Origin of the sequence: Sphingomonas montanisoli (genome assembly GCF_008274695.1) — a bacterium.
Taxonomy (GTDB): domain Bacteria; phylum Pseudomonadota; class Alphaproteobacteria; order Sphingomonadales; family Sphingomonadaceae; genus Rhizorhabdus; species Rhizorhabdus montanisoli.
This window is the reverse complement of the sequence record NZ_VTOU01000003.1, coordinates 992,367-1,016,206: the sequence shown is the minus strand read 5'-3', so window position 1 is coordinate 1,016,206 and position 23,840 is coordinate 992,367. Positions and strand designations below refer to the sequence as shown.

The window sequence follows — 23,840 nt, the reverse complement described above, 5'->3', positions numbered from 1 at the left end:
CACTCCCCGACTTCGCTGGTGGGGTGGCCTATAGAAGCGGATCGGCGCGGGCACAAGGAACCCTGCTCGCTGCGGAGTCTTTAAAGGCTTGGAGCAGGAGAGGGATGGCCCATGCGGCTCGATGACGAGGCGGAAAGCACCAATTACGAGGTCCGGTCGGGCGGCGGCGGATTCGGGCTGCCGATCGGCCTCGCCTTCGGGCGTGGCGGGATCGGTTGCGGCGGGATCGTCGTCCTTGGCATCCTGGCATTGGTGATGGGGATCAACCCGCTCAGCCTGATCGGAGTCGCAACCGAAGGCCAGATGCAGCAGGGTCCGGCCGATACGCGGCCGGGTGGGGGATCGGGCGAAGCTGGCGAAAAGAGCCCCGTCCAATCCACCTCGCTCAAGATCCTCGGCTCGACCGAGCGTGTCTGGGGCAAGATTTTCGAGGCATCGGGCAGCCGTTACGAGCCGACCATCCTCGCTTTCTATCCCGGCAACACCCAGTCGGGCTGCGGCGCGGCGCAATCGGCCGCCGGACCGTTCTATTGCCCCGCCGACAAGCGCATCTATCTCGACACCAGCTTCTTCGACGAACTGTCGACCCGCTTTGGCGCGCCGGGCGATTTCGCGCAGGCTTATGTGATCGCGCACGAAGTCGGCCATCACATCCAGGATCTCGAAGGCCGCCTCGCACAGGTACGTCAGCAGCAGGCGCGCCTGTCCGAAGGCCAATCGAACGCGCTGCAGGTCAAGGTCGAGTTGCAGGCCGATTGCTATGCCGGCGTCTGGGCCGCCAACACCAAGGGCGTGATCGAACCCGGTGACATCGAGGAGGGCCTGCGCGCCGCCGCCGCAGTGGGCGACGACACGCTGCAGAAGGCGTCGCAGGGCGTGGTGGTGCCCGAAGGCTTCACCCATGGCAGCGCCGCCGATCGCCAGAAGTGGCTCAAGAAGGGCCTCGATTCGGGCGATCCGCGCATGTGCGACACGTTCGGGGGCGCATGATGGCGCAACGCTGGCCCGCCCGCCTCTGGATCGTCCGCCACGGGCAGAGCGCCGGCAATGTCGCGCGCGATTTTGCCGACGACGCCGGACATGATCGGATCGCGATCGAAGGCCGCGACGTCGACGTGCCCTTAAGCGACCTTGGCCGCGAACAAGCAGACGCGCTCGGCCGCTGGTTCGCCGAAAACCCGACCGAGGAGCGCCCCGACGTCATCATCGCCTCGCCCTATCTGCGTGCGATGGAAACCGCCAAGCTGTTCCGCGCGGCCGGCGGCGCCGACGAGGACGAGCCGATCTGCTGCGACGAGCGGCTGCGTGAGAAGGAGTTCGGCATCGTCGACGGGCTCACCAGCCTCGGCATCCGCAACCATCTGCCCGAACAGGCCGAGTTTCGCCGAATCCTGGGCAAATTCTACCACAGGCCACCGGGCGGCGAGAGCTGGTGCGACGTCATCCTGCGTCTGCGCTCGCTGCTTGACACCGTGTCGCTCCATTATTCCGGGCGCCGCGTGATGATCTTTGCGCACCAGGTGGTTGTCCTGTGCCTGCGCTATATCGTCGAGAATATGGACGAGCGGGCGATCCTGGCGATCGATGCCGAAGGCGACGTCGCCAATTGCTCGATCACCGAATATCGCTTCGATCCCACCAAGGGCCGCGACGGCAACCTCGTCCTCGCGCGCTACAACGTCACCGCGCCGGTCGAGGCACAGGCAGTGCCCGTCACCGACGAACCCGACCCGATCGTCGCAGCGCGCGGATGATCGAGGCGCTCGATCCGGCCTGGCTCAAGGCGCACCCGCTGCCCAAGGCGGAGAGCACCGACGACAAGAATGACCGCGGGCGCGTGCTGTTGGTCGGCGGCGGCGCCTTCGTTCCCGGCGCGCTGCGGCTGACGGCGGAGGCGGCGCTGCGTGTCGGCGCGGGCAAGCTGCAGATGGCGACGGTCGCGTCCGCCGCGATGGCGCTGGGCGTGCTGGTGCCCGAAGCCGCGATGATCGCGTTGCCCGCCGATGCATTGGGCGAAATCGCCGCCGAGGCCGCCGATCATATCGTCGATCTGATCGGGCGCTGCGACACGTTGATCCTCGGCCCCGGCATGATCGAGGGCGAAGGGACCGCCGAACTCGTGACCCGGGCGCTCGCCGGCCCGCGCGAGGATTGCTCGGTGCTGCTCGATGCCGCCGCGATATCTTGCGCCGGCAATCTCGGCCCCGCCATCGCCGCGCATCGCGGCCGCGTCGTCCTCACCCCCCATCATGGCGAAATGGCTGCGCTGACCGGTCACCCGCGCGATCATGTCGCCGACGATCCCACCACGATCGCGCAGGATGTCGCCGAACGCTTCGGCGCCGTCGTCGTCCTCAAGGCGGCGAGGACGATCATCGCCGCGCCGGGCCAGCCGCCGTTGGTCCATGCAAGCCTGTGCCCTGGCCTCGCCACCGGCGGGTCGGGCGACGTGCTGGCCGGAACGATCGGCGGGCTGCTCGCCCGGGGCCTCAAGCCTCGAGCGGCCGCAGCATGGGGCGTCTGGCTCCACGGTGCCGCTGGGCGCATTGCGGCGGGGAAGATCGGCCCGATCGGCTTTCTCGCCCGCGATCTTCCACCCGAACTGCCCGGATTGCTCGTCGACAGCTTTTCGATTTGATCGAACAAATCGTTTCATCTTATTCGTCTGTTTCGAAGCCGGATTGAGGCCCACAAACCACCCATCGGACGCCGTCGCGGCGCCCCACGGACTTGTGAGGAGTGCATCTGATGCGCCACGAAACGATCACCGCCCCGACCCGCGTCGCCGTCGGCTCGGGCCTTCCCTTCGCCGCGCTGCCGCTGATCGGCCGCGTCGGCATCGCCGCCATCTTCGTGCTGTCGGGCTTCGCCAAGCTCAGCGCGCCGGCCTATAACCTCGCCTACATCCGCTCGGCGGGTCTGCCGCTTCCCGAAGTGGCGCTGGGCGTTGCGATCGCGATCGAGGTCGTCGGTGGCCTGCTGTTGATCGCGGGCTATCGCACCCGGATCGTCGCGGCCGGCCTGGCGCTGTTCAGTGTCGTCACCGCGCTCGGCTTCCACGCCGACTTCGCCGATCAGAACCAGTTCATCCACTTCTTCAAGAATATCGCGATGGCCGGTGGCCTGCTGCAGATCGTCGCCTTCGGGGCCGGCGCCTACAGCGTGGACGCCCGCCGCCGCTAAACGCTCACCCCCGCCGGGCGGCCCCTGCCCCCCCCCACGGTCGCCCGGCACCCCTTTCGCTCCCAAGGAGATTTTCGATGACCGACCGCACCAGCGACACCCAGATCCACAACCAGTTCCTCGACCGTTGGAGCCCCCGCGCTTTCGACGGCACCGCGCTGACCGAGGCCGAGCTGCGCACGCTGTTCGATGCCGCGCGCTGGGCGCCGTCCGCCTATAACTACCAGCCTTGGACGCTGCTTTACGCGGTGAAGGGCGATGCCAATTGGGATCGCTTCCTCAACCTCCTCGTGCCCTTCAACCAGAGCTGGGCGAAAGAAGCCGGCGTGCTGATCTTCTTCGTATCGGACACGATGATGGGCGAGCATCCCGGCCACAGCCACAGCTTCGATACCGGCTCGGCATGGATGAGCCTCGCGCTCCAGGCGCATCTGATGGGTCTGGCCGCGCACGGCATGACTGGTGTCGAGTTCGCCGAAGCCGCCAAGGAACTCGGCGTTCCCGATCGCTACCGCGTCGAAGCCGCAGCCGTGGTGGGCCGCCCGGCCGACGCCTCGACCCTGCCGGAAGGCCTGCGCGAGCGTGAGGTCAAGAGCGACCGCAAGACGATCGAACAGATCGCGGTCGCGGGCAACTTCCCGAACGCCTGACCGTAAACCTCGTCATTGCGAGGAGCCTGAAACGCGACGAAGCAATCCACTCCTGACTACGGAAAGGATTGCTTCGTCACACTCGCAATGACGAAGACTTTAGAAAATCCCGCCGCCGATGCTCAGCCGCACCGCGCCGACGACGATGACGAGCAGGTTGAGGTTGCGCCCCGCGCTGCTCTTCGAAAACTGGCCGATCGCGAAGCCCACGATCGCGATGGGGATGATCAGCCAGTACATCCAGCCGAGCAGCGGGATGAAGGCGACCAGGGCCGCGATGAGCGCGACGAGGCCGACGAGAATCGATATCAGGTTCATGCTCTGAATATCGGTATCGTAGGCGCGATTGGCAACATTGCTGGCGCGGAACCGCGTGCGGGGTTAAGACAGCCCCCATGAACACCTTCTTCTTCATCGCAATCCTGGCGGCGATGCTCGCGACCGTGGTCGCCCTCGTCCGCGGCGTGATCGCCTTCTTGCAGACCACCGAAGCCGATCTGAAGGGCGGCGGGGTCAGCCAGTCGGGCCTGAAGCAGAACAAGATGATGCGGATGCGCATCGCGTTTCAGGCGATCGCCGTTATCCTGGTCATCCTGCTGCTCATCATGAGCCGCAAGTAACACTGCACCCGCAATGGTCCGCCTCAACAAGATCTACACGCGCACCGGCGACAAGGGCGAAACCGGCCTGGTCGATGGATCGCGCCTGTCCAAAGCCGCCCCGCGCATGGCCGCGATCGGCGATATTGACGAGCTGAACTCGGCGATCGGCGTCGCGCTGATCCATCCGATGCCCGAGGCGCAGCACGCGATGCTCGCGCGCGTCCAGAACGAGCTGTTCGATCTCGGCGCCGACTTCGCCACCCCGGCGGCCGACGATGACGACTTCGCCCCCGGCGAGATGACGCTGCGCATCATCCCTTCGCAGGTCGAACGGCTCGAACGCGAGATCGACCTGATGAACGAGTCGCTGGCGCCGCTGCGCAGCTTCATCCTGCCCGGCGGCGACCCCGCGTCCGCCGCCGTCCACCTTGCCCGCGCCATCGCGCGCCGTGCCGAGCGCACCGCCGTCGCCGCCGGTGCCGACATCCGCCTCAACCCTGCCGGCCTCGCTTATGTGAACCGGCTGTCGGACCTCCTGTTCGTCCTCGCCCGCTTCCTCAACCTCGAAGGCCGCGGCGACATTTTATGGAAGCCGGGCGCGACGCGCTGATAGTCTCCTCCCGATAACGGGAGAGAATCATGGAAACGCGCTTCCTGGGCCGGTCGGGCCTTGCCCTGTCGGTGATCGGCTTCGGCACGATGACCTTCAACGACAAGGGCGGCTATTTCGACGCGATCGGCACCACCGGGATCGACACGGCGAAGCGCCAGATCGATCTGTGCATCGACGCCGGGGTCAACTGGTTCGACACCGCCGACACCTATGCCGCTGGCCGATCGGAGGAGATTCTCGGCGAAGCGCTGGGCACCAAGCGCCGCGACGTGATCGTCGCGACCAAGGCGTTCAACGTCACCTCACCCGGCCCCAATGGGCGGGGTCTCAGCCGCCGCCACCTGATCGAAGCGTGCGATGCGAGCCTCAAGCGCCTCGGCACCGACTGGATCGACATCTATCAGGTCCACGGCCCCGACATGCTGGTGCCGATGGAAGAGACGCTGCGCGCGCTCGACGATCTCGTCCGCGCCGGCAAGGTCCGCTACGTCGCCTGTTCGAACCATGCAGGGTGGCAGCTGATGAAGGCGCTGGGCCTGTCCGACCGGCTTAGCTACGAACGCTATATCGGCCAGCAGATTCAATACTCGCTGCTCGTCCGCGATGCCGAACATGAGATGCTGCCCTGCGGCGTCGATCAGGGGGTGGGCGCGGTGATCTGGAGCCCACTCGCCCAGGGCTATCTGTCCGGCAAGTTCCGCGACGGCGCCGACAGCGCCGACACCCGCCTCGCGCGCAGCAACCGCCTGACCGGCGCCGACAATGACCGCGCCCGCGCCGTCGTCGATGTCGCCGCCGCGATTAGCGATGCGCACGGCGTATCCCCCGCGCAGGTCGCGCTCGCCTGGCTGCTCGCGCGACCCGGCGTCACCAGCGTCATCATTGGCGCGCGCAGCGACGACCAGTTGCGCGACAATCTCGCCGCCGCCGACCTCACGCTCTCCGCCGACGAGATCGCCCGGCTCGACACCGCCAGCCAGACGCCCCTGACCTATCCCGACAGCCATTTCCGCCAGTTCGCCAGCGAACGAAACCCGCCGCTCTTCGCGCGTTATTGAAGAGTGGCGATATCGTAGCGGATCAACGCATCGTGTCGTCGCTCATGCGGCAGGCACATCGCTACTGCACATTGCGCGCGTAGGCGTCCTTCCTCTCGCCAGCATCGCTTTACTTGTGAAGGTGCCAAGGCGGCGATGGCGACCCTAAAGCAATATCGGCTGACGGGCGGTGCTTTCGCGCGCAGCCTGTTTGAAGGCGGCCGTCGGATCGACATAGGGAATGTCGGGCCGCTTACCCTGAAACAATTCGGCCAATGTCAGAATCTGGAGCCGCGGATAACTTTTGCCGGTCGCTTCCGAATGGAAACGTCCAACGGCGGCGGCCTCCTTCTCCATCACGCTCGATGGCGAGGTCTTGGTGACAAACACGCCCAACGGCGCCTTCTCGCGCTCCATCGCCGAATGCAGCTCGCGGATCATCTGAACGCCGACATTCTGGCCGCCCTTGATCGACACCAGAGCCTTCTCGGTCCGCCGCCCGTCGGGCTTGAAATAGATGATCCCGTCGATCCCGCCGTCGGCCCCCTTCTTCTTGCCCCCGAACGGCATTGCATCGACCATCGACACCGCCCACCACTGAAACTGATATTTGTCCCGCGCGGCGAGGTCTTCGGCAGAGGCGAGGTCTTTCGGGGTGCCTTCGACTGCGAGTTGGACCTCGGGAAATGCATCCCGCATCCGCTTCTCGATCAGGCTGATCGCCAGGTGCGTAACATCGATTCCGATCCAGCGGCGCCCGAGCTTCTCCGCGGCATGGATAGCCGTGCCGCACCCACAGAACGGGTCGAGTACGACGTCGCCTTCATTCGACGACACCGCCACGATCCGCTCTAGCAACGCAACCGGCTTTTGCGTCGGATAGCCAAGCCTTTCCGCCGAAGTGTTGCCGATTCGAGGAATGTCGGTCCAAACGGACTGCAGTTTCTGCCCTTCGAGGCCTTCCAGATAGATTTTCAGCCCATCCATGCGCGGCGATCCGTCCCGCTTCTTCAGGATACGCCCCTCGCTCCACCACTGCTCAAGCTGTTCGATCGAGTAAGCCCAACCTCTCGTGGACGGCGGTGTGGTTCCGCGCCATTCGAACTTACCCGAATTCGAGTTGCGCCGGTCTGCCGTGAGGTTTTCCGCGCGAAACAGCTTTCCGTTCTGATCCTCTTGATATCGCCCAAGCTGGGCCTCGCTATACGCGGTCCTGACGTCGTTCCACGTCCAACTGTCGGACTTTGTGTAGAATAAGATGGTGTCGGCTATCTTCCCGTAACGGTTGGAGGAATTGTGACTCGTCGTACGCCGCCACACGATCTCGTTGCGATATTTGTCCGCACCAAAAACACCATCCAGCAACAGCTTCAAATAATGGCTCGCGGTCGGATCGCAGTGGAGGTACAGGCTTCCGGTCGGCTTCAGCACACGATGCAACTCGATCAGGCGCACCGCCATCATAGCCAGATAGGCCATCATGTCGTTTTCGCCGAGGAAGGCGCGCATGGCGTTCAGCAAGTCAAACGCCTTGGTGTTGCCGCTGTGAGCGACGCGATCGAAGGCATCCTCGGCCTTGTCGTTCCAGTGCCAGGTATCCTCGAACGCCTCGATCTGTGCGTCGGACTGTCCGCCCGTGGGTGATCTGAACAGGACGTTGTAGTTGGCGTTCGAATTGAACGGCGGATCGAGGTAGATCAGGTCGACGCTCTCATCCGCGACATGCTCGCGCAGGACATCGAGATTGTCTCCATAATAGAGCTGACTCAACGCCCTGTTACTCCTGCTCGGTCTTCTGCCGCGCAGGCTTACTCGATCAAATCGTGAACGTGTCTCGAACATAGTCCGAATTGGAGCAAGCTCCCTCCCCGTTGGCAGGGGCAAAGGAGACGCCGTTCGTCAACATTCGGCCAGCGCATCCGCGTCCGGATCGGATCGATATGCCATTAATTCGATTCACTATTGATCGACGCCATCACCGCCCACCCGCTCCACTTCCCCGATCTCCAGCTTGTCGATCCGCAGCGTGCCGATCCGCGCGCGCTTCACCGAGAGCCGCCCGATCGCGAAGGCGCCGATGGCGACCGCGCCGAACGCCACCGCGCCCAGCATCAGCGATCCGATCGCCGCGGCGCCCAGCGCGCCTGCGCCCGTGGCGCTGGCGCCGATCGCGTCGGTCTTGCGCGCCGCCAGATCCTGCTTGCGTTTCGGCATGTCCCCACCTCGCTCCCCGCCTGCTATACAGCATCGCAACAACAGGATGGAGGGGGGCATCATGGACGTCGCAACGGTCGGCCTCGCGCTCGGCATCTTCTCGATCGCGCTGGGGCTCGTCGAGGTGTTCGGCGCGCGGTTCCTGGCCGGGACGATCGCGGCGCAGGGTTATGAGCCGGTCATTCGCCTGGTGGTAACCCCCCGTCATGCGTTCGGCATGCCACCTCCCCGTATCGGGGAGGATTTCTCAGGTCAGACCGTGAAGCTCTCGCCGCAGCCGCAGCTGCCCTTCGCGTTGGGGTTCGCGAACACGAAGCCGGCGGTGAAATCGTCCTCCACCCACTCGACGGTCGACCCGATCAGATAGAGGATCGATCCGCCGTCGACATAGAAGGCGCCGCCGGGGGTCTCGATCTTCTCGTCGAACGGATCGGCTTCGGTGACGTAGTCGACCGAATAAGCCAGCCCCGAACAACCGCGACGCGGGGTCGACAGCTTGACGCCGATCGCGTCGGCGGGCGCCTGCGACATCAGATGCGCGATGCGCGCTTCGGCCGAGGCCGTGAGCGTGAGGGCGGCGGGACGGGCGCGGGTGGTGGTCGTCATCACAACATCCCCAGTTCGAGCTTGGCTTCGTCCGACATCTTCTGCGGATCCCACGGCGGATCCCAGACGAGCGCAACTTCGGCGGAGCCGATCCCCGGCACCGCGCCGACACGCAGCTCGACCTCGCCCGGCATCGATTCGGCGACCGGGCAATGCGGCGTCGTCAGCGTCATCGTGACGGCGGCATGGCCATCGACCGTGATGTCGACGCCGTAGATCAGCCCGAGTTCGTAGATGTTCACCGGGATTTCGGGATCGTAAATCTCCTTGAGCGCGTCGATCACGCCCTCATAGAGATCGCCGCCCGGCTCATGGCCCGACAGGGGCTTGGGCTTTTCCGCCAGGAAATCGCCGAGATAGTCGCGCTGGCGAACAGGCGCAGCGGGCGCCGCATCGTCGACCTGATCGACGCGCGCCTTGGGCGGGGCCGCCACGGCTTCGACCTCTTCCACCTTCACTGGTTCCTGCTCGTCCATCATCCGAAAATCCGTGTTACGCGTTCGATGCCCTTTGCCAGCGCCGCGACGTCGGCCTCGTCATTGTGAATGCCGAAGCTCGCGCGTGCCGTGGCGGGAATGTCGAGATGCTCCATCAAAGGCTGGGCGCAATGATGCCCGGCCCGGATCGCCACCCCGCCTTCGTCCAATATGGTGCCGATGTCGTGCGGATGCACCCCCTCGATCGCGAAGGAAACGATGCCCGCCGAATCCGCCGGCCCGAACAGCCGGACGCTGTTCACCGCGCCCAGCGCCTCGCGCGCCGCCTGCACCAAAGCCGCCTCATGCGCGTGGATCACGGGCAGACCGATCGCATCGACATAATCGATCGCGGCATGGAGGCCGAGCGCGCCGACGATGTTCGGCGTCCCCGCTTCGAAACGCTGTGGCGCGGGCGCCCAGGTGGTCTTGGCGAAGGTGACGCGGTCGATCATCGATCCGCCCCCCTGCCACGGCGGCATCGCGTTCAGGATCTCGCCCTTCGCCCACAACGCACCGATGCCGGTCGGCCCGTAGAGCTTGTGGCCGGAGAAGACGTAAAAGTCGCAGCCGATCGCCTGCACGTCGGCGCCGATGCGCGGCACCGCCTGGCAGCCGTCGATCAGCATCTTCGCGCCGACGCGATGCGCGAGATCGGTCGCGCGCTTCGCATCGAGGATCGAGCCGAGCACGTTCGAGACATGCGCGAAGGCCACGAGCTTGTGGCTTTCGGTCAGCATCGCCTCGGCCGCGTCGAGATCGATCTTGCCGTCTTCGGTGAGCGGGCAGACGTCGATTGCGATACCGGTGCGATCCTGAATGATCTGCCACGGCACGATGTTCGAATGATGTTCGAGTTGCGATACGAGGATGCGATCGCCGGCCTTGAGGTTTGCGACGCCCCAGCTCTGCGCGACGAGATTGATCGCCTCCGTCGCCCCGCGCACGAACACGACTTCGTCGGGCGAGGCCGCGTTGAGGAAGCGCGCGACCCGGGTGCGCGCCGCTTCATAGGCAATCGTCATGTCGGCCGAGCGTCGATAGACGCCGCGATGCACGGTCGCATAATCGCGCGCATAAGCACGCTCGATCGCATCGATCACCTGGCGCGGCTTCTGCGCGGTGGCGGCGGTGTCGAGATAGTGCCAGCCCTCGGGGATGGCCGGAAAGTCCTTTGCCCATTTGTTCTGGGGGGCGTTCATGCGCGCGCCTCCAGCCAGCGATCGGCGTCGGCGAGGAACGCCTCGCGCGCCGGCGCATCGCCGATCCGGTCGAGCGCGTCGGCGATGAAGGCGTGGGTGAGCAGCGCCTTGGCGCGATCCGGCGTCACACCGCGCGACTCCATGTAGAAAAGCGCGCGCTTGTCGAGTTCGCCCACCGTCGCGCCATGCGCGCACTTCACATCGTCGGCGAAGATTTCGAGCTCAGGCTTCAGATTCACCGTCGCGGTGCGCTTGAGCATCAGGCCGCGCAGAGACTGCTCGCCTTCGGTCTTCTGCGCGTCGCGGGCGACTTCGACGCGGGCGGCCATGCTGGTGGTCGCCTTGTCGTCGGCCACCGCGCGCCACAGCTGGCGGCTGGTGCCCTCGGCCGCGGCATGGCGGACGACGATCGCGGCGTCGTGACGCTGGGCATCGCGCGCCAGCAATGCGCCGCCATGTTCGGCAAAGGCGCCAGAGCCGTCGAGCGCGATATGCGCATCGATCCGCGTGCCGCCTTCGCCAGCGCCGAGGATCGTGGTGACGAGGCTCGCGCCCCCCGCCAGCGTCGCTTCGTCGCGCAGCGAAGTGAAACCCGACGCCTGATCGATCCGGATCGCGCGCATCAGCCGCGCCGAACGGGCAAGGTCGATCCGGGTCAGCCGGTTCGCCCAGCCATCGCCGATATAGCTCTCGACGATCGACGCGGTCGCATCCTCGGCCAGCATGATGCGCGCGGGTACGTGGTTCGCCCCGCCGATCGCGATATGGACGATCTCGATCGTGCCGCCAAAGCCGTCCTTATCGAGTGACAGCGTCCAGCCGGCGCCCGTCGCCAGGCGCCCAAGCGGATGATCGGTCGCGGCGTCGATCGCACCGATCGTCACCGGGCCGGGGTCGCTCGCAGCTTCATCATAACGCCCGTCGACGAACAGCAGGCGCGGCCCCTCGCCGATCCAGCGCGGCACGACGGCACCGCCGTTCGCGGCCGCATCCGCCAGCGCGGGCAGCGCCGACAGGTCGGACCAGCGCCAATCTTCATCGCGCGTCGTGGGGAGCGCCAATGTCACGCCGCGATCGTCCCGTAGCCCTCGCGCTCGAGCTCGTGCGCAAGCTCCGCGCCGCCGGTGCGCACGATGCGCCCGCCCGCGAGGACGTGGACGAAGTCCGGCTTCACATAATCGAGCAGCCGCTGATAATGGGTGATCAGCAGCACCGCCTTGTCGGGCGTGCGCATGATCCGGTTGATGCCGTCGGACACGACGCGCAGCGCATCGATGTCGAGGCCGCTGTCGGTCTCGTCCAGGATCGCGAGCTTGGGATCGATGATCCCCATCTGCACCATTTCGTTGCGCTTCTTCTCGCCGCCCGAAAAGCCGACGTTCACCGGCCGCTTGAGCATGTCCATGCTGAAGCCGAGCGCATCGGCCTGCACCTTCGCGCGCTTGAGGAAATCGCCGCCCGACAGCGCATCCTCGCCGCGCTTCTTGCGCTGCGCATTGAGTGCCTCGCGCAGGAACTGGACGTTGGAGACGCCCGGAATCTCGACCGGGTACTGGAAGCCCAGGAACAGGCCGGCGGCCGCGCGCTCATGCGGTTCGAGATCGAGCAGATCCTGCCCGTCGAACGTCACCTTGCCCTCGGTCACGTCATAGCCGGGCCGCCCCGCGAGCGTGTAGCTCAAGGTCGACTTGCCCGCCCCGTTCGGCCCCATGATCGCATGGATCTCGCCCGGATTGATCGTGAGCGACAGCCCCTTGAGGATCGCCTTGCCATCGACTTCGGCGTGGAGGTTTTCAATCTTGAGCATTCTGGCTTCCATACGAAACGTCCGGCATGACGAAGAAAATGATGGTCATCCGACCGAACCCTCCAGCGAGATCCCCAGCAGCTTCTGCGCTTCGACCGCGAACTCCATCGGGAGTTGCTGGAGCACCTCCTTCGCGAAGCCATTGACGATCAGGGCGACCGACGCCTCCTGATCCAGCCCGCGCGACATCGCGTAGAAGAGCTGGTCGTCGCTGATCTTGCTCGTGGTCGCCTCATGCTCGATCTGCGCGGAGGGATTGCGCACCTCGATATAGGGGACGGTGTGCGCGCCGCAGGTGCTGCCCAGCAGCAGACTGTCGCACTGGGTGAAGTTGCGCGCGCCTTCGGCGGTCGGGGCGACACGCACCAGCCCGCGATAGGTGTTGTCCGAACGCCCGGCCGAAATGCCTTTCGACACGATCGTCGACTTCGTATTCTTGCCGAGGTGGATCATCTTGGTGCCGGTATCGGCCTGCTGGCGATTGTTGGTCACCGCGACCGAATAGAATTCGCCGACGCTGTTCTCACCCGCCAGGACGCAGCTGGGATATTTCCAGGTGATCGCCGATCCGGTTTCGACCTGCGTCCACGACACCTTGCTGTTCTTGCCCTGGCAGAGCGCGCGCTTGGTGACGAAATTGTAGATGCCGCCGCGCCCTTCGGCGTCGCCGGGATACCAGTTCTGGACGGTCGAATATTTGATCTCGGCATCGTCCAATGCGACCAGTTCAACTACCGCCGCGTGCAGCTGGTTCTCGTCGCGCATCGGCGCGGTGCAGCCTTCGAGGTAGCTAACATGCGACCCCTTGTCGGCGACGATCAGCGTGCGTTCGAACTGGCCGGTATTTTCCGCGTTGATGCGGAAATAGGTCGACAGCTCCATCGGGCAGCGCACGCCCTCCGGAATGTACACGAAGGTGCCGTCCGAAAAGACCGCGCAGTTGAGCGTGGCGAAATAATTGTCGCGCATCGGCACGACCTTGCCCAGCCAGCGCTTCACCAGATCCGGATATTCGCGGATCGCCTCCGAGATCGAACGGAAGATGACGCCCGCGCGCTCAAGCTCGGCGCGGAAGGTGGTGGCGACCGAAACGCTGTCGAACACCGCGTCGACCGCGACCTTGCGCGCGCCCTCGACGCCCGCGAGCACCTTCTGCTCCTCGATCGGGATGCCGAGTTTCTCATAGACGCGCAGGATTTCGGGATCGACCTCGTCGAGCGACGCCGGGCCGTCCTTCTTGCGCGGCTCCGCGTAATAATAGGCGTCTTGATAATCGATCGGCGGCACGTTGAGCTTCGCCCAGTCGGGCGGCGTCATCGTCAACCAGTGGCGATAGGCCTTGAGCCGCCATTCGAGCATCCATTCGGGCTCGTTCTTCTTGGCGGAGATGAAGCGGACAGTGTCTTCGGAAAGCCCCTTCGGCGCGAAGTCCTGCTCGATATCGCTGGTGAAGCCCCATTCGTAGGTCGACGCGCGATCGGCGGCGGCCTGCGCTTCGGCGTTGCGGACGTCACTCATGCCGAAACTCCCGACGCCTGAACTCCGGAAAGGGTCTCAAGACTGACACCACCCAGCGCGCTGCGGATCGTGCCGTTGACGACGCCCCAGTGCGGCTTGACCCGGCAAGCGCTTTCGAGCCCGCAATCGTGGCGATGATCGTCGACGCACGCCGTCAGCGCGATCGGCCCTTCGACCGCCTCGACGATGTCGGCCAGGCTGATCGCGCCCGGACCACGTGCCAGCGCGAAGCCGCCGCCGGTGCCGCGTGTGGAGACGAGCAACCCCGCCGCCGCCAGCCGCCCCATCAATTTCTGTGCGGTGGGCAGCGGAACGCCGGTTTCTTCGGACAGGCTCGTCGCGGTCAGGCGCCCGCCAATCCCGTGACGGGCGGCGGCCGACAACATCACGACGGCATAATCGGCTAAGCTCGACAGGCGCATCTCGCGCAGACATCCCTTCAATCGGACTGATTCGATCCGATTGGGCAAATGGGCGTTCGGCCCCCTCGCGTCAACCCTTCAGGTGAGGGCGGCGAGCGGGGGCAGGATGTCCAAATTCCGCCGTTCGAGGCTCAAGCGCATCATGATCGGCGGATCGATCTGCAGGCGGCGCGGGGTGAGGCCGGTGAAGTGCCGCACTTCGCGGATCATGTGCGACTGATCGTAAAAGGCTTCGGCGGCGGTCGCCTGCCACTGCGCCGGATCGTGACGCAACAGCGAGGCAGAACGCAGCGCGCGATATTTGCGCGCGAGCAGCTTGGGCGGCGCGCCGTACAGACGCCCAGCCAGCCGTTCGACCTGGCGTGCCGACAATTCGAGCTGGCCGAGCAGGTCGCCGACATCGGGCGACGGCGCGCCGAGCAGCCACCGGTCGGTGATCGCGGTGAAGCGGCTCGACAGATCGATGCGCGTGCGCGGTCCGGGCAGCGCGCCGATCAGCAACCGATCGAGCGCCTCGGTCATCGCCGACACCATCGGCAACCTCGCCATCGCGTCGAGGACGTCGCCAGCGGCCGGGAAGATGTGCGTCGCGTCGATCTGCCGATCGCGATAAAGCATCGCATCCTCGCGCACGAACGCCGCCCAGCCTGCGGGCAGAAGCGCCGCGGAGAACATCAGCATCGGCCCCTTCGCACGGAATCGCGCGGCCGCCATCGTCGGCCCGACCAGGCTGATCGGCGGCAGGGGTTCGGGCGGACGGCCCGCCAAAGACATCTCACTCTGCCCGGCGAGTACGAAGCGCAGCTGCGGAAGATCGGCGCGCATCGGCTCGTCGATCTCCGCCAGATCAGCGTGGAACACCGAGAAGCTCGACACATAAGGCCGCAGCGCGGGTGACGGTGCAACATGACGAAGGCCGATGGGCGACGCGCGCTCCAATCGCCTGAACATCGCCATCATAGGCATATCGACAGTCCCCTCGTCCGAAGCGACCGTGATTCCCTGATAAAATTGGATCCGGCGCGCGAACGCGCCGGATCCAGTTGTTGAAGGGTGCTGCCGAAACCGGCCGCGCCCCTCGGGTCGCCTCGCTTAACTATGCAAGCTTCTCGTCGAAAAATTGCACGGATTCGACGAATTGCTTTCATCCGTTCCTTCGCCGAACCGGCGGGACGACGCATCCCCTTTTTGGGGGAGAGACCTCTCCGTTTCGGCGAGACTTTCCACGAGCGCGAAAATGCCGCTAAGCGGCGGGCCATGTCGACCTATGCCATGATCCGCCCGCTCCTGTTCCGCCTCGACGGCGAACGTGCGCACCGTCTGGCCATAAGCGCGCTTCGCATAGCGCCTGACGGCGTTGCGCCAGCGCCCGATCCGCGGCTGGCGATAGCGGTGGCAGGCATCGATTTTCCGGGGCCGGTGGGCCTGGCAGCCGGGTTCGACAAGGACGCGCAGGTGCCCGACGCGATGCTCGGGCGCGGTTTCGATTTCGTCGAGGTGGGCACGCTCACCCCCTTTCCCCAGGCCGGCAATCCGCGCCCGCGGCTGTTCCGGCTGGCCGAGGACCGTGCCGTCATCAACCGGATGGGGTTCAACAATGGCGGACAGGCGGCCGCCTATGAACGGCTGCTGCGTCGCCGGGAACGACCCGGTATCGTCGGCGTCAATATCGGCGCGAACAAGGACGCCACCGATCGCATCGCCGATTATGCGAACGGCGTGCGGGTGATGGCGGGGGTGGCGACCTACCTGACAGTCAACATCTCCTCCCCCAATACGCCGGGGCTGCGCGCGCTCCAGGATCGGGCCGCGCTCGACGAACTGCTCGCCGCCGTGCGCGAGGCACGCGGGGACAAGGCCATTCCGATCTTTCTCAAGGTCGCGCCCGATCTCGAACCCGCCGACATCGACGACGTCGCGGCAGCGCTGGCTGATCGCCCGCTCGACGGATTGATCGTGTCGAACACCACGATCGGTCGCCCGCCGCTTCGATCGCGTCATGCCGGCGAGACCGGCGGGCTGTCGGGCGCACCGCTCAGGCAACTCGCGCTCGATCGGCTGCGCGACTTCCGCCGCGCGACCGAGGGCGGCATCCCCCTGATCGCCGCCGGCGGAATCGAGACGGACGAAGACGCCTGGGCGCGGATCCGGGCGGGGGCGAGCCTGGTCCAGATCTATTCGGCGCTGGTTTATGAAGGACCGGACCTTGCGATGCGGATCAAGCGCGGCCTGCCAGCCTTGATGGCGCGCGATGGCTTTTCGAGTGTTTCCGAGGCTGTCGGCACCGCCTGAGGCTTGCCCGGGCGGCAAAGGCGGTTAGGGTCTAGCCCCATGAAGAAACAGCTGGTCGCCGCCGCCTTCCTCCTCTCCGCATCCGTGCCGGCGCTCGCCGCCGAGCCGATGGTCTCCGCCGCCGATCCGCGCGCGGCGGCTGCGGGCATCGAAGTCCTCAAACAGGGCGGCACCGCGGCCGATGCGGCGGTGGCCGTGATGGCGGCATTGGGCGTGGTCGAACCGGGCCATTCGGGGATCGGAGGGGGCGGCTTCCTGGTCTATTACGACGCGAAGACCCGGAAGATTTCGACCTACAATGCGCGTGAGGCCGCGCCGATGGCGGCCGACGGCAACTGGTTCCTCGATGCGAACGGCAAGCCGCTGCCCTTCCGCGACGCGATCAACAGCGGGCACAGCGTCGGCGTGCCCGGCGAATTGCGGCTGATGGAGGCTGCGCATCGCGAGCATGGCAAGCTGAAATGGCCTGCGCTGTTCCAGCCGGCGATCGGCTATGCGCGCGACGGCTGGGCGATCACCCCGCGCTTCTACAATTTCGTGTCGCGCATGCCCGCCAGCTTCTTCACGCCCTGGGCGACCGGCTATCTGAAGAATGCGGACGGCACCGCCAAGCCGGTCGGCACCGTCATGAAGAATCCCGATATCGCCGATCTCTACGGCAAGATCGCGAGCATCGGACCGGGCTATTTCTACACCGGGCCGGTCGCGCAGAACATCGTGACGACGGTCAATGGATCGGCGCGCCACCCGTCGAAGATGACGGCGGGCGACCTCAGCACCTACAGCGCGCGGGACGGCACGCCGGTGTGCGACACCTATCGCGGCTACAAGATCTGCGGGATGGGCGCGCCGGCTTCGGGCGGGGTGATCGTGCTCGAAATCCTGAAACAGCTCGAACGCTTCGACATGGCGAAGCTGGGCAAGGATTCGCCCGTCGCGTGGCATCTGTTCGCCGAAAGCTCACGCCTGGCCTATGCCGATCGCGACACCTGGCTCGGCGATCCCCAATATGTGCAGGTGCCGATCGCGGGGCTGCTGGCGAAGGATTATATCGCCAGGCGTTCGGCGCTGATCTCCGAAAGCTCCACGATGACCTCGGTCGAGCCGGGCATGCCCGCAGGCGCTCCCAAGCGCGTTCGCGCCGATCTGCAGCCCGAACATGGCACCAGCTCGCTGACCGTCGTCGACGCCGCCGGCAACGTCGCGCAGGCAACGGTCACGATCGAAAGCGTGTTCGGATCGGGGCTGACCACCAACGGCATCTTCCTGAACAACGAGCTGACCGATTTCGACTTCTTTCCCGTCAAGGACGGCTATCGCGCCGCCAATCGCGTGGAAGGCGGCAAGCGCCCGCGCAGCTCGATGTCTCCGACGATCGTCTACGATCCCCAGGGCAAGGTCCGCCTGTCGATCGGCGCGGCGGGAGGATCGACGATCATCGCGCAGGTCGCCAAGGCGATCATCGGCGTCGTCGACTGGAAATTGAGCGCACAGGACGCGATCTCGCTGGGCCTGCTCTACGCCCCCACGCTCAACGCCGTCGCAGAGAAGGGCACCGAGCGCGAAGCGATGGTGCCGGCACTGCAGGCGCTGGGCGAGAAGGTCGTCGTCGCGCCGCTGGGGCTGAAGGCCAATGCGATCGAGTTCGTCGGCGGCACGACGCGCGGCGCGGCCGATCCGCGCAGCGAAGGCGTGTCGATGGGCCTCGACGGCAAGGCGGTGAAGCCCAGGCCGATCGGCGACCAGGTGAACCGTCCGTCCGAATAAGGTAGGAACCAAGAGAGATCACCGTCATTCAAGGAACGGTGACGAGGAGATGTGATGCCTGGCTTTGAACGCTTCGACAGCCTCGTCGCGATGTTCTTCACGCGCGCCGAAGCGAAGGGAGACGCCCCCTTCCTGTGGTCCAAACAGGACGGCGCCTGGACATCGATCAGCTGGAACGAGGCCGCGCGCCGCGTCGCCGCCTTCGCCAAGGCGCTGCGCGCCGAAGGGCTGAACCCCGGCGACCGCGTGGTGCTGGTCAGCGAGAACCGACCCGACTGGTGCATCGCCGATCTGGGCATCATGGCGGCTGGCTGCGTGACCGTGCCGACCTACACCACCAACACCGAGCGCGACCACGCGCATATCCTGGAGAATAGCGGCGCGCGCGCAGCGATCGTCTCCAACGCGAAACTCGCGCAGACGCTGCTGCCCGCAGTCGTGCGGTCGACAGCGTGCGAACTGGTGATCCCGATGGAGCCGTTGGGGCAGAGCAGCGTGCGCTGCGTCGGCTTCGACGTGATGTGTTCCGGCCCCGTCGATATCGGCGAAGCACGATCGGCGGCCGCCGCCTTCAAGCGGTCCGACCTCGCCTGCCTGATCTACACCAGCGGCACTGGCGGCGCGCCGCGCGGTGTGCGCCAGCATCATGGCGCGATCCTGCTCAACGTCGCCGGCTGCATCGACATCATCGAGAATGATTTCGGCTGGGGTGACGAGGTGTTCCTGAGCTTCCTGCCGCTGAGCCACGCCTACGAGCATTCGGGCGGGCAGTTCCTGCCGATCGGGCTGGGCGGTCAGATCTATTATGCCGAGGGGCTGGAGAAGCTCACCGCCAATATCGAGGAGGTTCGCCCGACGATCATGGTCGTCGTCCCGCGCCTGTTCGAACTGATCCGCGCGCGGCTGATCAAGGCGGTCGAGAAACAGGGCGGGATCGGGCAGAAGCTGCTGAACAAGGCGATCGCGCTGGGCACCGGCCCCGTCCGCCTCGTCGATCGCCCTGCCAAGCTCGCGATCGACCTGCTGCTGAAGCCCAAGGTGTCGAAACGCTTCGGCGGGCGGGTGAAGGCGCTGGTTTCGGGCGGAGCGCCGCTCAATCCAGACGTCGGCAATTTCTTCGCAGCCCTCGGCGTCACCGTGCTTCAGGGCTACGGCCAGACCGAATCGGGACCGGTCATCTCGTGCAACCGCCCTGCGGCAGGCATCGATTCGTCGACGGTCGGCCCGCCGATGAAGGATGTCACCGTTAAGATCGCGGAGGATGGTGAGATATTGGTGCAGGGCGAACTCGTGATGGCCGGCTATTGGCGCAACGAGGCGGAGACTGCGCGCGTCCTGAAGGACGGCTGGCTCTACACCGGCGATATCGGCCATCTCGACGCAGCCGGTCGCCTCGTCATCACCGATCGAAAGAAGGACATCATCATCAACGACAAGGGCGACAATGTCGCTCCGCAGCGGATCGAAGGGATGCTGACGCTCCAGCCCGAAATCGCGCAGGCGGTCGTCTCGGGCGATCGGCGGCCCTACATCGTCGGCCTGATCGTGCCCGATGCCGAATGGATCGCCGAATGGGCGGCGGCAAACGACAAGCCCCGCGATCTCGACGCGCTCAAGGAGGATCCGGCCTTCCACCGCGCGCTCATGGCTGCGGTCGACAAGGTCAATGGCGGGCTTTCGGTGATCGAAAAGGTGCGCCGCATCCTGATTGCCGACGAGCCCTTCTCGATCGAGAACGAGCAGATGACGCCCTCGCTCAAGGCGCGCCGCCACGCGATCCGTCAGGTCTATGGCGATCGGATCGACACGCTCTACAAAAACTGATCTGAATTAGTTTTCAACAAATTCACAAGAATCCGTTGGACGACAGCGACCGAGCGATTACGATTGCGCCCGGGGAATTGGGGTATGCTTTCGTCTGCGATCGACGATGCTATTTTCGACGCCGGGCTGCACGCCGAGGCGATGGCGGAGCTTGGGCCGCAATTGTCGGCGGTGCTGGGCACGCAGGGCTGCTGGATTCAGCGGGTCAATCCGACGCATGGCGAGGTGATGACCGCCCACGGCTTCGACATGAGCGGCGAGCGCCTCTACGTCGAGCGTTTCTACGCGATCGATCCGTGGCTGGCCAAGGGCATGACGCTGTCACCCGGCAAGGCGCATAGCCTCGATCACCATATCCCGGTGAACAGCTTCCTGAACGGCGAGTTCTACACGGACTATATGCGCGAACGCGCCGACTATGTGCATTGCATGGGCGCGCATTTTCACCTCGAAGGGCAGACTTATGCCCTGTCGTTCCAACGCGCGCTGAGCGTCGGGCCGTTCGATGAGGCAGCCGAGGCGCGATTCGATTCGCTGCTCCCTTCGTTGCGCCGCGCCTTCCTGACCACCGCAAGGCTGCAGCAGCAGGCGGACCATATCTCCCGCCTCGAACTCGCGCAGGATGGCGCGCCGCTCACGATCCTCGCCGATCGCGGATTCGGGCTGGTGTGGATCAACCACCCGATCCCGGTCGACGCGCCGGTCCGCACGACCGAAGCCGGCGGGCAGCAGCGGATCGATGTCGGGCATGGCCTTGGTGCGGCTATCCGCATGGCGACGCAGGGTGGCGCGGGCCAGAGCAGCCTGCTGCGCGTCGGGCGTTGGGCGATCGAGGTGGATCCGGTCCGCGATCCGCCGAGCCGCCGTCCGCTGGCATTGATCCGCGTGCGCGACACCGCCGCCGAAGCCGCGCGCCGCGTGCGCGATGCCGCGATCCATTACGGGCTTACGGCCGCCGAAGAGCGACTATGCGCCAGCCTGCTCGGCGGCCTTTCGCCCCAGGACCATTCCGATCTGGCCGGCACGATGATCTCGACCACGCGGTCGCACCTTAAAAGCCTGATGGCGAAGATGGGCGTGACCCGACAGGCCGAAGTGGTGTCGGTGCTGGCATCGATGCGGGGATGATCTCCAGAGGTCCCAGCTTTCGCTGGGATGACGAGGTTCGTTCGGTCTAGCCTTCCCGCATCGCTTCCGCTGCGAGCGCTTCCGCCTCGATCAGCAGCGCATCGTCGGCAAGCCCCGTCGCCACCGTCTCGCGCCCGATCAGCACCAGCACCGGCACCGCAAGCGGCGAGACGCGGTCGAGCGGCACATGCACCATCGAATCGCCCGCGCGCTCGATCAGCGCACCCAGCCGCCCGACATCGGTCATCTTGGCGCGCGCATCGGCCCAGGCGGCGTCGAGGAGCAGGTGATCGGGCTCGTAGCGGCGCAGCACGTCGTAGATCAGGTCGGTCGAGAAGGTGACCTGCCGCCCCGATTTCTTCTTGCCCGGATGCTGACGCTCGACGAGGCCGCCGATCACCGCGACTTCACGGAAAGCGCGCTTCAACAGTGCCGATCCCTCGACCCAGGCGACGAACTCGTCCTCCAGTATCTCGGCATTGAACAAGGCGCGCGGATCTTCGACCGGCTTCAGCGAATAGCAGGCGAGCGCATAGTCCGACGCGACGAAGCCGAGGGGGAGCAACCCCGCGCTCTCCATCCGCCGCGTCAGCAGCATGCCCAGCGACTGGTGCGCATTCCACCCTTCGAAGCTGTAGATCACCCAATAATGGCGTCCCTGATGCGGGAAGGTTTCGACCAGCAATTCGTCGGGCGCGGGCAGGCGCGAACGGCGCGCCTGCATCTCCAGCCATTCGCGCACATCGCCGGGAAAACGCGGCCATTGTTCGGGTTCGTGCAGATAATGGCGCACACGATCGGCGAGATGGGTCGAGATCGGCATGCGCGCGCCGCCATAAGTCGGGATGCGCGCGGGCTTGGCGGTGGCGCGGACGATCAGATCGGTAACGTCGACCTTCTCGACCTCGAGCGCCAGTCCCATGAAGAAAAAGGCGTCGCCGGGGCTGAGCGTCGCGGCGAACCCCTCCTCGACCTTGCCCAGCTTGCGGCCGTTCCTGAAACGCACGTCGAGCATCGGCGCCTCGACGATGATCCCGGCATTGAGGCGATGCTGCGCGATGAATTGCGGGTGGCTGATCCGCCAGCGCCCGTCGGGGTCGCGCGTCAGCCGCTTGAACCGATCGTAAGCTCGCAGGGCATAGCCGCCATTGGCGATATAGTTGAGGACGCGATCGAACTGGTCGGCGGCGAGCGTCGCATAAGGCGCGGCGCGGTTGACCTCGGTCAGCATGTCTTCCGCAAAGAACGGCCCTGCACAGGCGAGCGCCATGACATGCTGGGCCAACACGTCGATCGATCCGGGGCGGAAGGGATCATTGTCGAGCTCGCCCGCGTCGATCGCGTCCAGTGCGGCGCGCCCTTCGAGATATTCGAAGCGGTTGCCGGGGACGAGCACCGCCATGCTCGGCTCGTCGAGCCGATGGTTGGCGCGGCCGATCCGCTGGAGCAGGCGCGACGCCCCCTTGGGAGCCCCCATCTGTATCACCAGATCCACGTCGCCCCAGTCGACGCCGAGATCGAGGCTGGCGGTCGCGACCAATGCGCGCAGCTGCCCCTCGGCCATCGCGCCTTCCACCTTGCGCCGCGCCTCCTTCGACAGCGAACCGTGGTGGATGCCGATCGGCAGGCCCATGTCATTGGCCTTCCACAGATCCTGGAAGATCAGTTCGGCCAGACTGCGGGTGTTGCAGAAGATGATCGTGGTGCGATGCGTTTCGATCTCCGCCATCACCTGCTGCGCGGCATAGCGGCCCGAATGGCCGGCCCAGGGGATGCGATCTTCGGGGATCAATATGTCGATCTGCGGCCGCGCGCCGACATCGCCCTGCACCAACGCGACGCGTTCATAATCGCCGTCACCCGACACCCAGCCGCGATAGGCATCGGGGTCGGCGATCGTCGCCGAGAGCGCCACGCGGCGCATGTCGGGCGCCAGGCTGGCGACCCGAGCGAGCGACAAGGCGAGCAGATCACCGCGCTTGGTGGTGGCGAAAGCGTGAACTTCGTCGATCACGACCGTCCGCAGACTCGCGAATAGGGTCGCACTCTCAGGATAGGACAGCAGCAAGCTGAGTGATTCGGGGGTGGTCAGCAGGATCTGCGGCGGCTTCACCCGCTGCCGCGCCTTGCGATCGGATGGCGTGTCGCCGGTGCGCGTCTCGACACGGATATCGAGCCCCATCTCCTCGATCGGCCCCAACAGGTTGCGCTGGATGTCGACCGCGAGCGCCTTCAAGGGCGAAACGTAGAGCGTGTGCAGCCCATCCTGCGGATTCTCGATCAGCTCGGCGAGCGTCGGCAGGAACCCCGCCAGCGTCTTGCCCGATCCCGTCGGCGCCACGAGCAGCGCATCGCGTCCATCGCGCGCGGCCGCCAGCATCTCGCGCTGATGACGGCGAACGTCCCAGCCCTTCGCGGCGAACCAGTCGGTAAGGGCGGGGGGAAGGGCGGGCATCTATCCGTTAGATAAGCACGCCTGGCTCAACCCCCAAGTCTCGT

24 protein-coding genes are annotated in these 23,840 nt (G+C 65.7%); 12 read left to right on the top strand and 12 right to left on the bottom strand.

Annotation, left to right across the window (positions count from 1 at the left end; translation table 11 throughout):
• The first annotated feature begins 111 nt into the window (after window positions 1-111).
• The 5 genes from ypfJ (at window position 112) to FYJ91_RS16185 (ending at window position 3,833) form a co-directional block, all read left to right on the top strand.
• Window positions 112-990 carry a KPN_02809 family neutral zinc metallopeptidase gene (gene ypfJ, locus FYJ91_RS16205; RefSeq protein WP_149523273.1) on the top strand — a complete coding sequence of 293 codons (879 nt, stop codon included), beginning with the start codon at window positions 112-114 and terminating at the stop codon, window positions 988-990.
• Window positions 987-1,754, top strand: coding sequence for a histidine phosphatase family protein (locus FYJ91_RS16200; protein ID WP_425474040.1), 768 nt, complete (start codon window positions 987-989; stop codon window positions 1,752-1,754). Before ypfJ ends, FYJ91_RS16200 begins: the two co-directional genes overlap by 4 nt.
• Window positions 1,751-2,638 carry an NAD(P)H-hydrate dehydratase gene (locus tag FYJ91_RS16195; protein ID WP_149523272.1) on the top strand — a complete coding sequence of 296 codons (888 nt, stop codon included), beginning with the start codon at window positions 1,751-1,753 and terminating at the stop codon, window positions 2,636-2,638. Before FYJ91_RS16200 ends, FYJ91_RS16195 begins: the two co-directional genes overlap by 4 nt.
• A 110-nt stretch (window positions 2,639-2,748) precedes the next feature.
• Window positions 2,749-3,183, top strand: a complete 435-nt coding sequence (locus tag FYJ91_RS16190) for a DoxX family protein (protein ID WP_149523271.1) — start codon at window positions 2,749-2,751, stop codon at window positions 3,181-3,183.
• Between the two features lie 77 nt (window positions 3,184-3,260).
• Window positions 3,261-3,833, top strand: a complete 573-nt coding sequence (locus tag FYJ91_RS16185; protein WP_149523270.1) for a nitroreductase family protein — start codon at window positions 3,261-3,263, stop codon at window positions 3,831-3,833.
• A gap of 99 nt (window positions 3,834-3,932) precedes the next feature.
• On the opposite strand, the gene FYJ91_RS16180 is transcribed toward FYJ91_RS16185, so the two are convergent.
• Window positions 3,933-4,151, bottom strand: coding sequence for a hypothetical protein (locus tag FYJ91_RS16180; protein ID WP_149523269.1), 219 nt, complete (start codon window positions 4,149-4,151; stop codon window positions 3,933-3,935).
• Between the two features lie 77 nt (window positions 4,152-4,228).
• Here FYJ91_RS16180 and FYJ91_RS16175 point away from each other — a divergent pair, with 77 nt between their 5' ends.
• Genes FYJ91_RS16175 through FYJ91_RS16165 form a run of 3 tightly spaced genes read left to right on the top strand, consistent with a single transcriptional unit; the run spans window position 4,229 to window position 6,106 of the window.
• Window positions 4,229-4,453, top strand: coding sequence for a twin transmembrane helix small protein (locus tag FYJ91_RS16175; RefSeq protein WP_149523268.1), 225 nt, complete (start codon window positions 4,229-4,231; stop codon window positions 4,451-4,453).
• Between the two features lie 13 nt (window positions 4,454-4,466).
• Entirely contained in the window at window positions 4,467-5,045 is a 579-nt protein-coding gene (locus tag FYJ91_RS16170; protein WP_149523267.1) for a cob(I)yrinic acid a,c-diamide adenosyltransferase, read from the top strand.
• A 29-nt stretch (window positions 5,046-5,074) separates the two neighbouring features.
• Window positions 5,075-6,106, top strand: coding sequence for an aldo/keto reductase (locus FYJ91_RS16165; RefSeq protein WP_149523266.1), 1,032 nt, complete (start codon window positions 5,075-5,077; stop codon window positions 6,104-6,106).
• Window positions 6,107-6,250: 144 nt separating this feature from the next.
• Here the strand turns inward: FYJ91_RS16165 and FYJ91_RS16160 are convergent, their stop codons facing one another.
• The 10 genes from FYJ91_RS16160 to FYJ91_RS16115 all read right to left on the bottom strand — a co-directional run bounded on the left by FYJ91_RS16160 (window position 6,251) and on the right by FYJ91_RS16115 (window position 15,281).
• Window positions 6,251-7,855 carry a DNA methyltransferase gene (locus FYJ91_RS16160; protein ID WP_246152659.1) on the bottom strand — a complete coding sequence of 535 codons (1,605 nt, stop codon included), beginning with the start codon at window positions 7,853-7,855 and terminating at the stop codon, window positions 6,251-6,253.
• 189 nt (window positions 7,856-8,044) lie between these two features.
• Window positions 8,045-8,299: a hypothetical protein gene (locus tag FYJ91_RS16155; RefSeq protein ID WP_149523264.1), complete on the bottom strand. Its 255-nt coding sequence runs from the start codon at window positions 8,297-8,299 to the stop codon at window positions 8,045-8,047.
• Between the two features lie 252 nt (window positions 8,300-8,551).
• Complete coding sequence (locus FYJ91_RS16150; protein ID WP_149523263.1) at window positions 8,552-8,905, bottom strand: HesB/IscA family protein; 354 nt, start codon at window positions 8,903-8,905, stop codon at window positions 8,552-8,554.
• Window positions 8,905-9,381, bottom strand: a complete 477-nt coding sequence (locus FYJ91_RS16145; protein WP_149523411.1) for an SUF system Fe-S cluster assembly protein — start codon at window positions 9,379-9,381, stop codon at window positions 8,905-8,907. Before FYJ91_RS16145 ends, FYJ91_RS16150 begins: the two co-directional genes overlap by 1 nt.
• The gene (locus FYJ91_RS16140) at window positions 9,381-10,583 is read right to left on the bottom strand and encodes a cysteine desulfurase (RefSeq protein WP_149523262.1); all 1,203 of its coding nucleotides are present in this window, start codon (window positions 10,581-10,583) and stop codon (window positions 9,381-9,383) included. The genes FYJ91_RS16145 and FYJ91_RS16140 overlap by 1 nt, the downstream gene beginning before the upstream one ends.
• On the bottom strand, window positions 10,580-11,650 hold the full coding sequence (locus FYJ91_RS16135; RefSeq protein WP_149523261.1) for a SufD family Fe-S cluster assembly protein: 1,071 nt from the start codon (window positions 11,648-11,650) through the stop codon (window positions 10,580-10,582). Before FYJ91_RS16135 ends, FYJ91_RS16140 begins: the two co-directional genes overlap by 4 nt.
• Window positions 11,647-12,390, bottom strand: a complete 744-nt coding sequence (gene sufC / locus FYJ91_RS16130) for a Fe-S cluster assembly ATPase SufC (RefSeq protein ID WP_149523260.1) — start codon at window positions 12,388-12,390, stop codon at window positions 11,647-11,649. The genes FYJ91_RS16135 and sufC overlap by 4 nt, the downstream gene beginning before the upstream one ends.
• A 45-nt stretch (window positions 12,391-12,435) precedes the next feature.
• Window positions 12,436-13,908 (bottom strand): Fe-S cluster assembly protein SufB, encoded by a 1,473-nt coding sequence (gene sufB, locus FYJ91_RS16125; protein WP_149523259.1) that lies wholly within the window; start codon window positions 13,906-13,908, stop codon window positions 12,436-12,438.
• On the bottom strand, window positions 13,905-14,330 hold the full coding sequence (locus FYJ91_RS16120; protein ID WP_149523410.1) for an SUF system Fe-S cluster assembly regulator: 426 nt from the start codon (window positions 14,328-14,330) through the stop codon (window positions 13,905-13,907). The genes sufB and FYJ91_RS16120 overlap by 4 nt, the downstream gene beginning before the upstream one ends.
• A 78-nt stretch (window positions 14,331-14,408) precedes the next feature.
• Window positions 14,409-15,281, bottom strand: coding sequence for a helix-turn-helix domain-containing protein (locus tag FYJ91_RS16115; RefSeq protein ID WP_181008537.1), 873 nt, complete (start codon window positions 15,279-15,281; stop codon window positions 14,409-14,411).
• A 306-nt stretch (window positions 15,282-15,587) separates the two neighbouring features.
• Between FYJ91_RS16115 and FYJ91_RS16110 the strand changes: the two genes are divergently transcribed.
• The 4 genes from FYJ91_RS16110 (at window position 15,588) to FYJ91_RS16095 (ending at window position 21,341) form a co-directional block, all read left to right on the top strand.
• Window positions 15,588-16,622 carry a quinone-dependent dihydroorotate dehydrogenase gene (locus FYJ91_RS16110; protein WP_149523257.1) on the top strand — a complete coding sequence of 345 codons (1,035 nt, stop codon included), beginning with the start codon at window positions 15,588-15,590 and terminating at the stop codon, window positions 16,620-16,622.
• Between the two features lie 39 nt (window positions 16,623-16,661).
• Window positions 16,662-18,389: a gamma-glutamyltransferase gene (gene ggt, locus FYJ91_RS16105; RefSeq protein ID WP_181008536.1), complete on the top strand. Its 1,728-nt coding sequence runs from the start codon at window positions 16,662-16,664 to the stop codon at window positions 18,387-18,389.
• 54 nt (window positions 18,390-18,443) lie between these two features.
• Window positions 18,444-20,213, top strand: a complete 1,770-nt coding sequence (locus tag FYJ91_RS16100) for an AMP-dependent synthetase/ligase (protein WP_149523256.1) — start codon at window positions 18,444-18,446, stop codon at window positions 20,211-20,213.
• An 84-nt stretch (window positions 20,214-20,297) separates the two neighbouring features.
• A complete protein-coding gene (locus FYJ91_RS16095) occupies window positions 20,298-21,341 on the top strand; it encodes a helix-turn-helix transcriptional regulator (protein ID WP_149523255.1) in 1,044 nt (347 codons plus the stop codon).
• A gap of 46 nt (window positions 21,342-21,387) precedes the next feature.
• Here the strand turns inward: FYJ91_RS16095 and FYJ91_RS16090 are convergent, their stop codons facing one another.
• A complete protein-coding gene (locus FYJ91_RS16090; protein WP_149523254.1) occupies window positions 21,388-23,796 on the bottom strand; it encodes a ligase-associated DNA damage response DEXH box helicase in 2,409 nt (802 codons plus the stop codon).
• Window positions 23,797-23,840 lie beyond the last annotated feature (44 nt).

Excerpts from the sequence above, each read along its gene's own strand:
- FYJ91_RS16200 (WP_425474040.1), top strand. The coding sequence starts at position 987 with ATGATGGCGCAACGCTGGCCCGCCCGCCTCTGGATCGTCCGCCACGGG.
- ggt (WP_181008536.1), top strand. The coding sequence starts at position 16,662 with ATGAAGAAACAGCTGGTCGCCGCCGCCTTCCTCCTCTCCGCATCCGTG.
- sufB (WP_149523259.1), bottom strand. The coding sequence starts at position 13,908 with ATGAGTGACGTCCGCAACGCCGAAGCGCAGGCCGCCGCCGATCGCGCG.
- FYJ91_RS16145 (WP_149523411.1), bottom strand. The coding sequence starts at position 9,381 with ATGGACGAGCAGGAACCAGTGAAGGTGGAAGAGGTCGAAGCCGTGGCG.
- FYJ91_RS16195 (WP_149523272.1), top strand. The coding sequence starts at position 1,751 with ATGATCGAGGCGCTCGATCCGGCCTGGCTCAAGGCGCACCCGCTGCCC.
- FYJ91_RS16110 (WP_149523257.1), top strand. The coding sequence starts at position 15,588 with ATGTCGACCTATGCCATGATCCGCCCGCTCCTGTTCCGCCTCGACGGC.
- FYJ91_RS16095 (WP_149523255.1), top strand. The coding sequence starts at position 20,298 with ATGCTTTCGTCTGCGATCGACGATGCTATTTTCGACGCCGGGCTGCAC.
- FYJ91_RS16155 (WP_149523264.1), bottom strand. The coding sequence starts at position 8,299 with ATGCCGAAACGCAAGCAGGATCTGGCGGCGCGCAAGACCGACGCGATC.
- FYJ91_RS16150 (WP_149523263.1), bottom strand. The coding sequence starts at position 8,905 with ATGACGACCACCACCCGCGCCCGTCCCGCCGCCCTCACGCTCACGGCC.
- FYJ91_RS16190 (WP_149523271.1), top strand. The coding sequence starts at position 2,749 with ATGCGCCACGAAACGATCACCGCCCCGACCCGCGTCGCCGTCGGCTCG.
- FYJ91_RS16100 (WP_149523256.1), top strand. The coding sequence starts at position 18,444 with ATGCCTGGCTTTGAACGCTTCGACAGCCTCGTCGCGATGTTCTTCACG.
- FYJ91_RS16115 (WP_181008537.1), bottom strand. The coding sequence starts at position 15,281 with ATGTTCAGGCGATTGGAGCGCGCGTCGCCCATCGGCCTTCGTCATGTT.
- FYJ91_RS16175 (WP_149523268.1), top strand. The coding sequence starts at position 4,229 with ATGAACACCTTCTTCTTCATCGCAATCCTGGCGGCGATGCTCGCGACC.
- FYJ91_RS16090 (WP_149523254.1), bottom strand. The coding sequence starts at position 23,796 with ATGCCCGCCCTTCCCCCCGCCCTTACCGACTGGTTCGCCGCGAAGGGC.
- FYJ91_RS16165 (WP_149523266.1), top strand. The coding sequence starts at position 5,075 with ATGGAAACGCGCTTCCTGGGCCGGTCGGGCCTTGCCCTGTCGGTGATC.
- ypfJ (WP_149523273.1), top strand. The coding sequence starts at position 112 with ATGCGGCTCGATGACGAGGCGGAAAGCACCAATTACGAGGTCCGGTCG.
- FYJ91_RS16180 (WP_149523269.1), bottom strand. The coding sequence starts at position 4,151 with ATGAACCTGATATCGATTCTCGTCGGCCTCGTCGCGCTCATCGCGGCC.
- sufC (WP_149523260.1), bottom strand. The coding sequence starts at position 12,390 with ATGCTCAAGATTGAAAACCTCCACGCCGAAGTCGATGGCAAGGCGATC.
- FYJ91_RS16170 (WP_149523267.1), top strand. The coding sequence starts at position 4,467 with ATGGTCCGCCTCAACAAGATCTACACGCGCACCGGCGACAAGGGCGAA.
- FYJ91_RS16140 (WP_149523262.1), bottom strand. The coding sequence starts at position 10,583 with ATGAACGCCCCCCAGAACAAATGGGCAAAGGACTTTCCGGCCATCCCC.
- FYJ91_RS16120 (WP_149523410.1), bottom strand. The coding sequence starts at position 14,330 with ATGCGCCTGTCGAGCTTAGCCGATTATGCCGTCGTGATGTTGTCGGCC.
- FYJ91_RS16185 (WP_149523270.1), top strand. The coding sequence starts at position 3,261 with ATGACCGACCGCACCAGCGACACCCAGATCCACAACCAGTTCCTCGAC.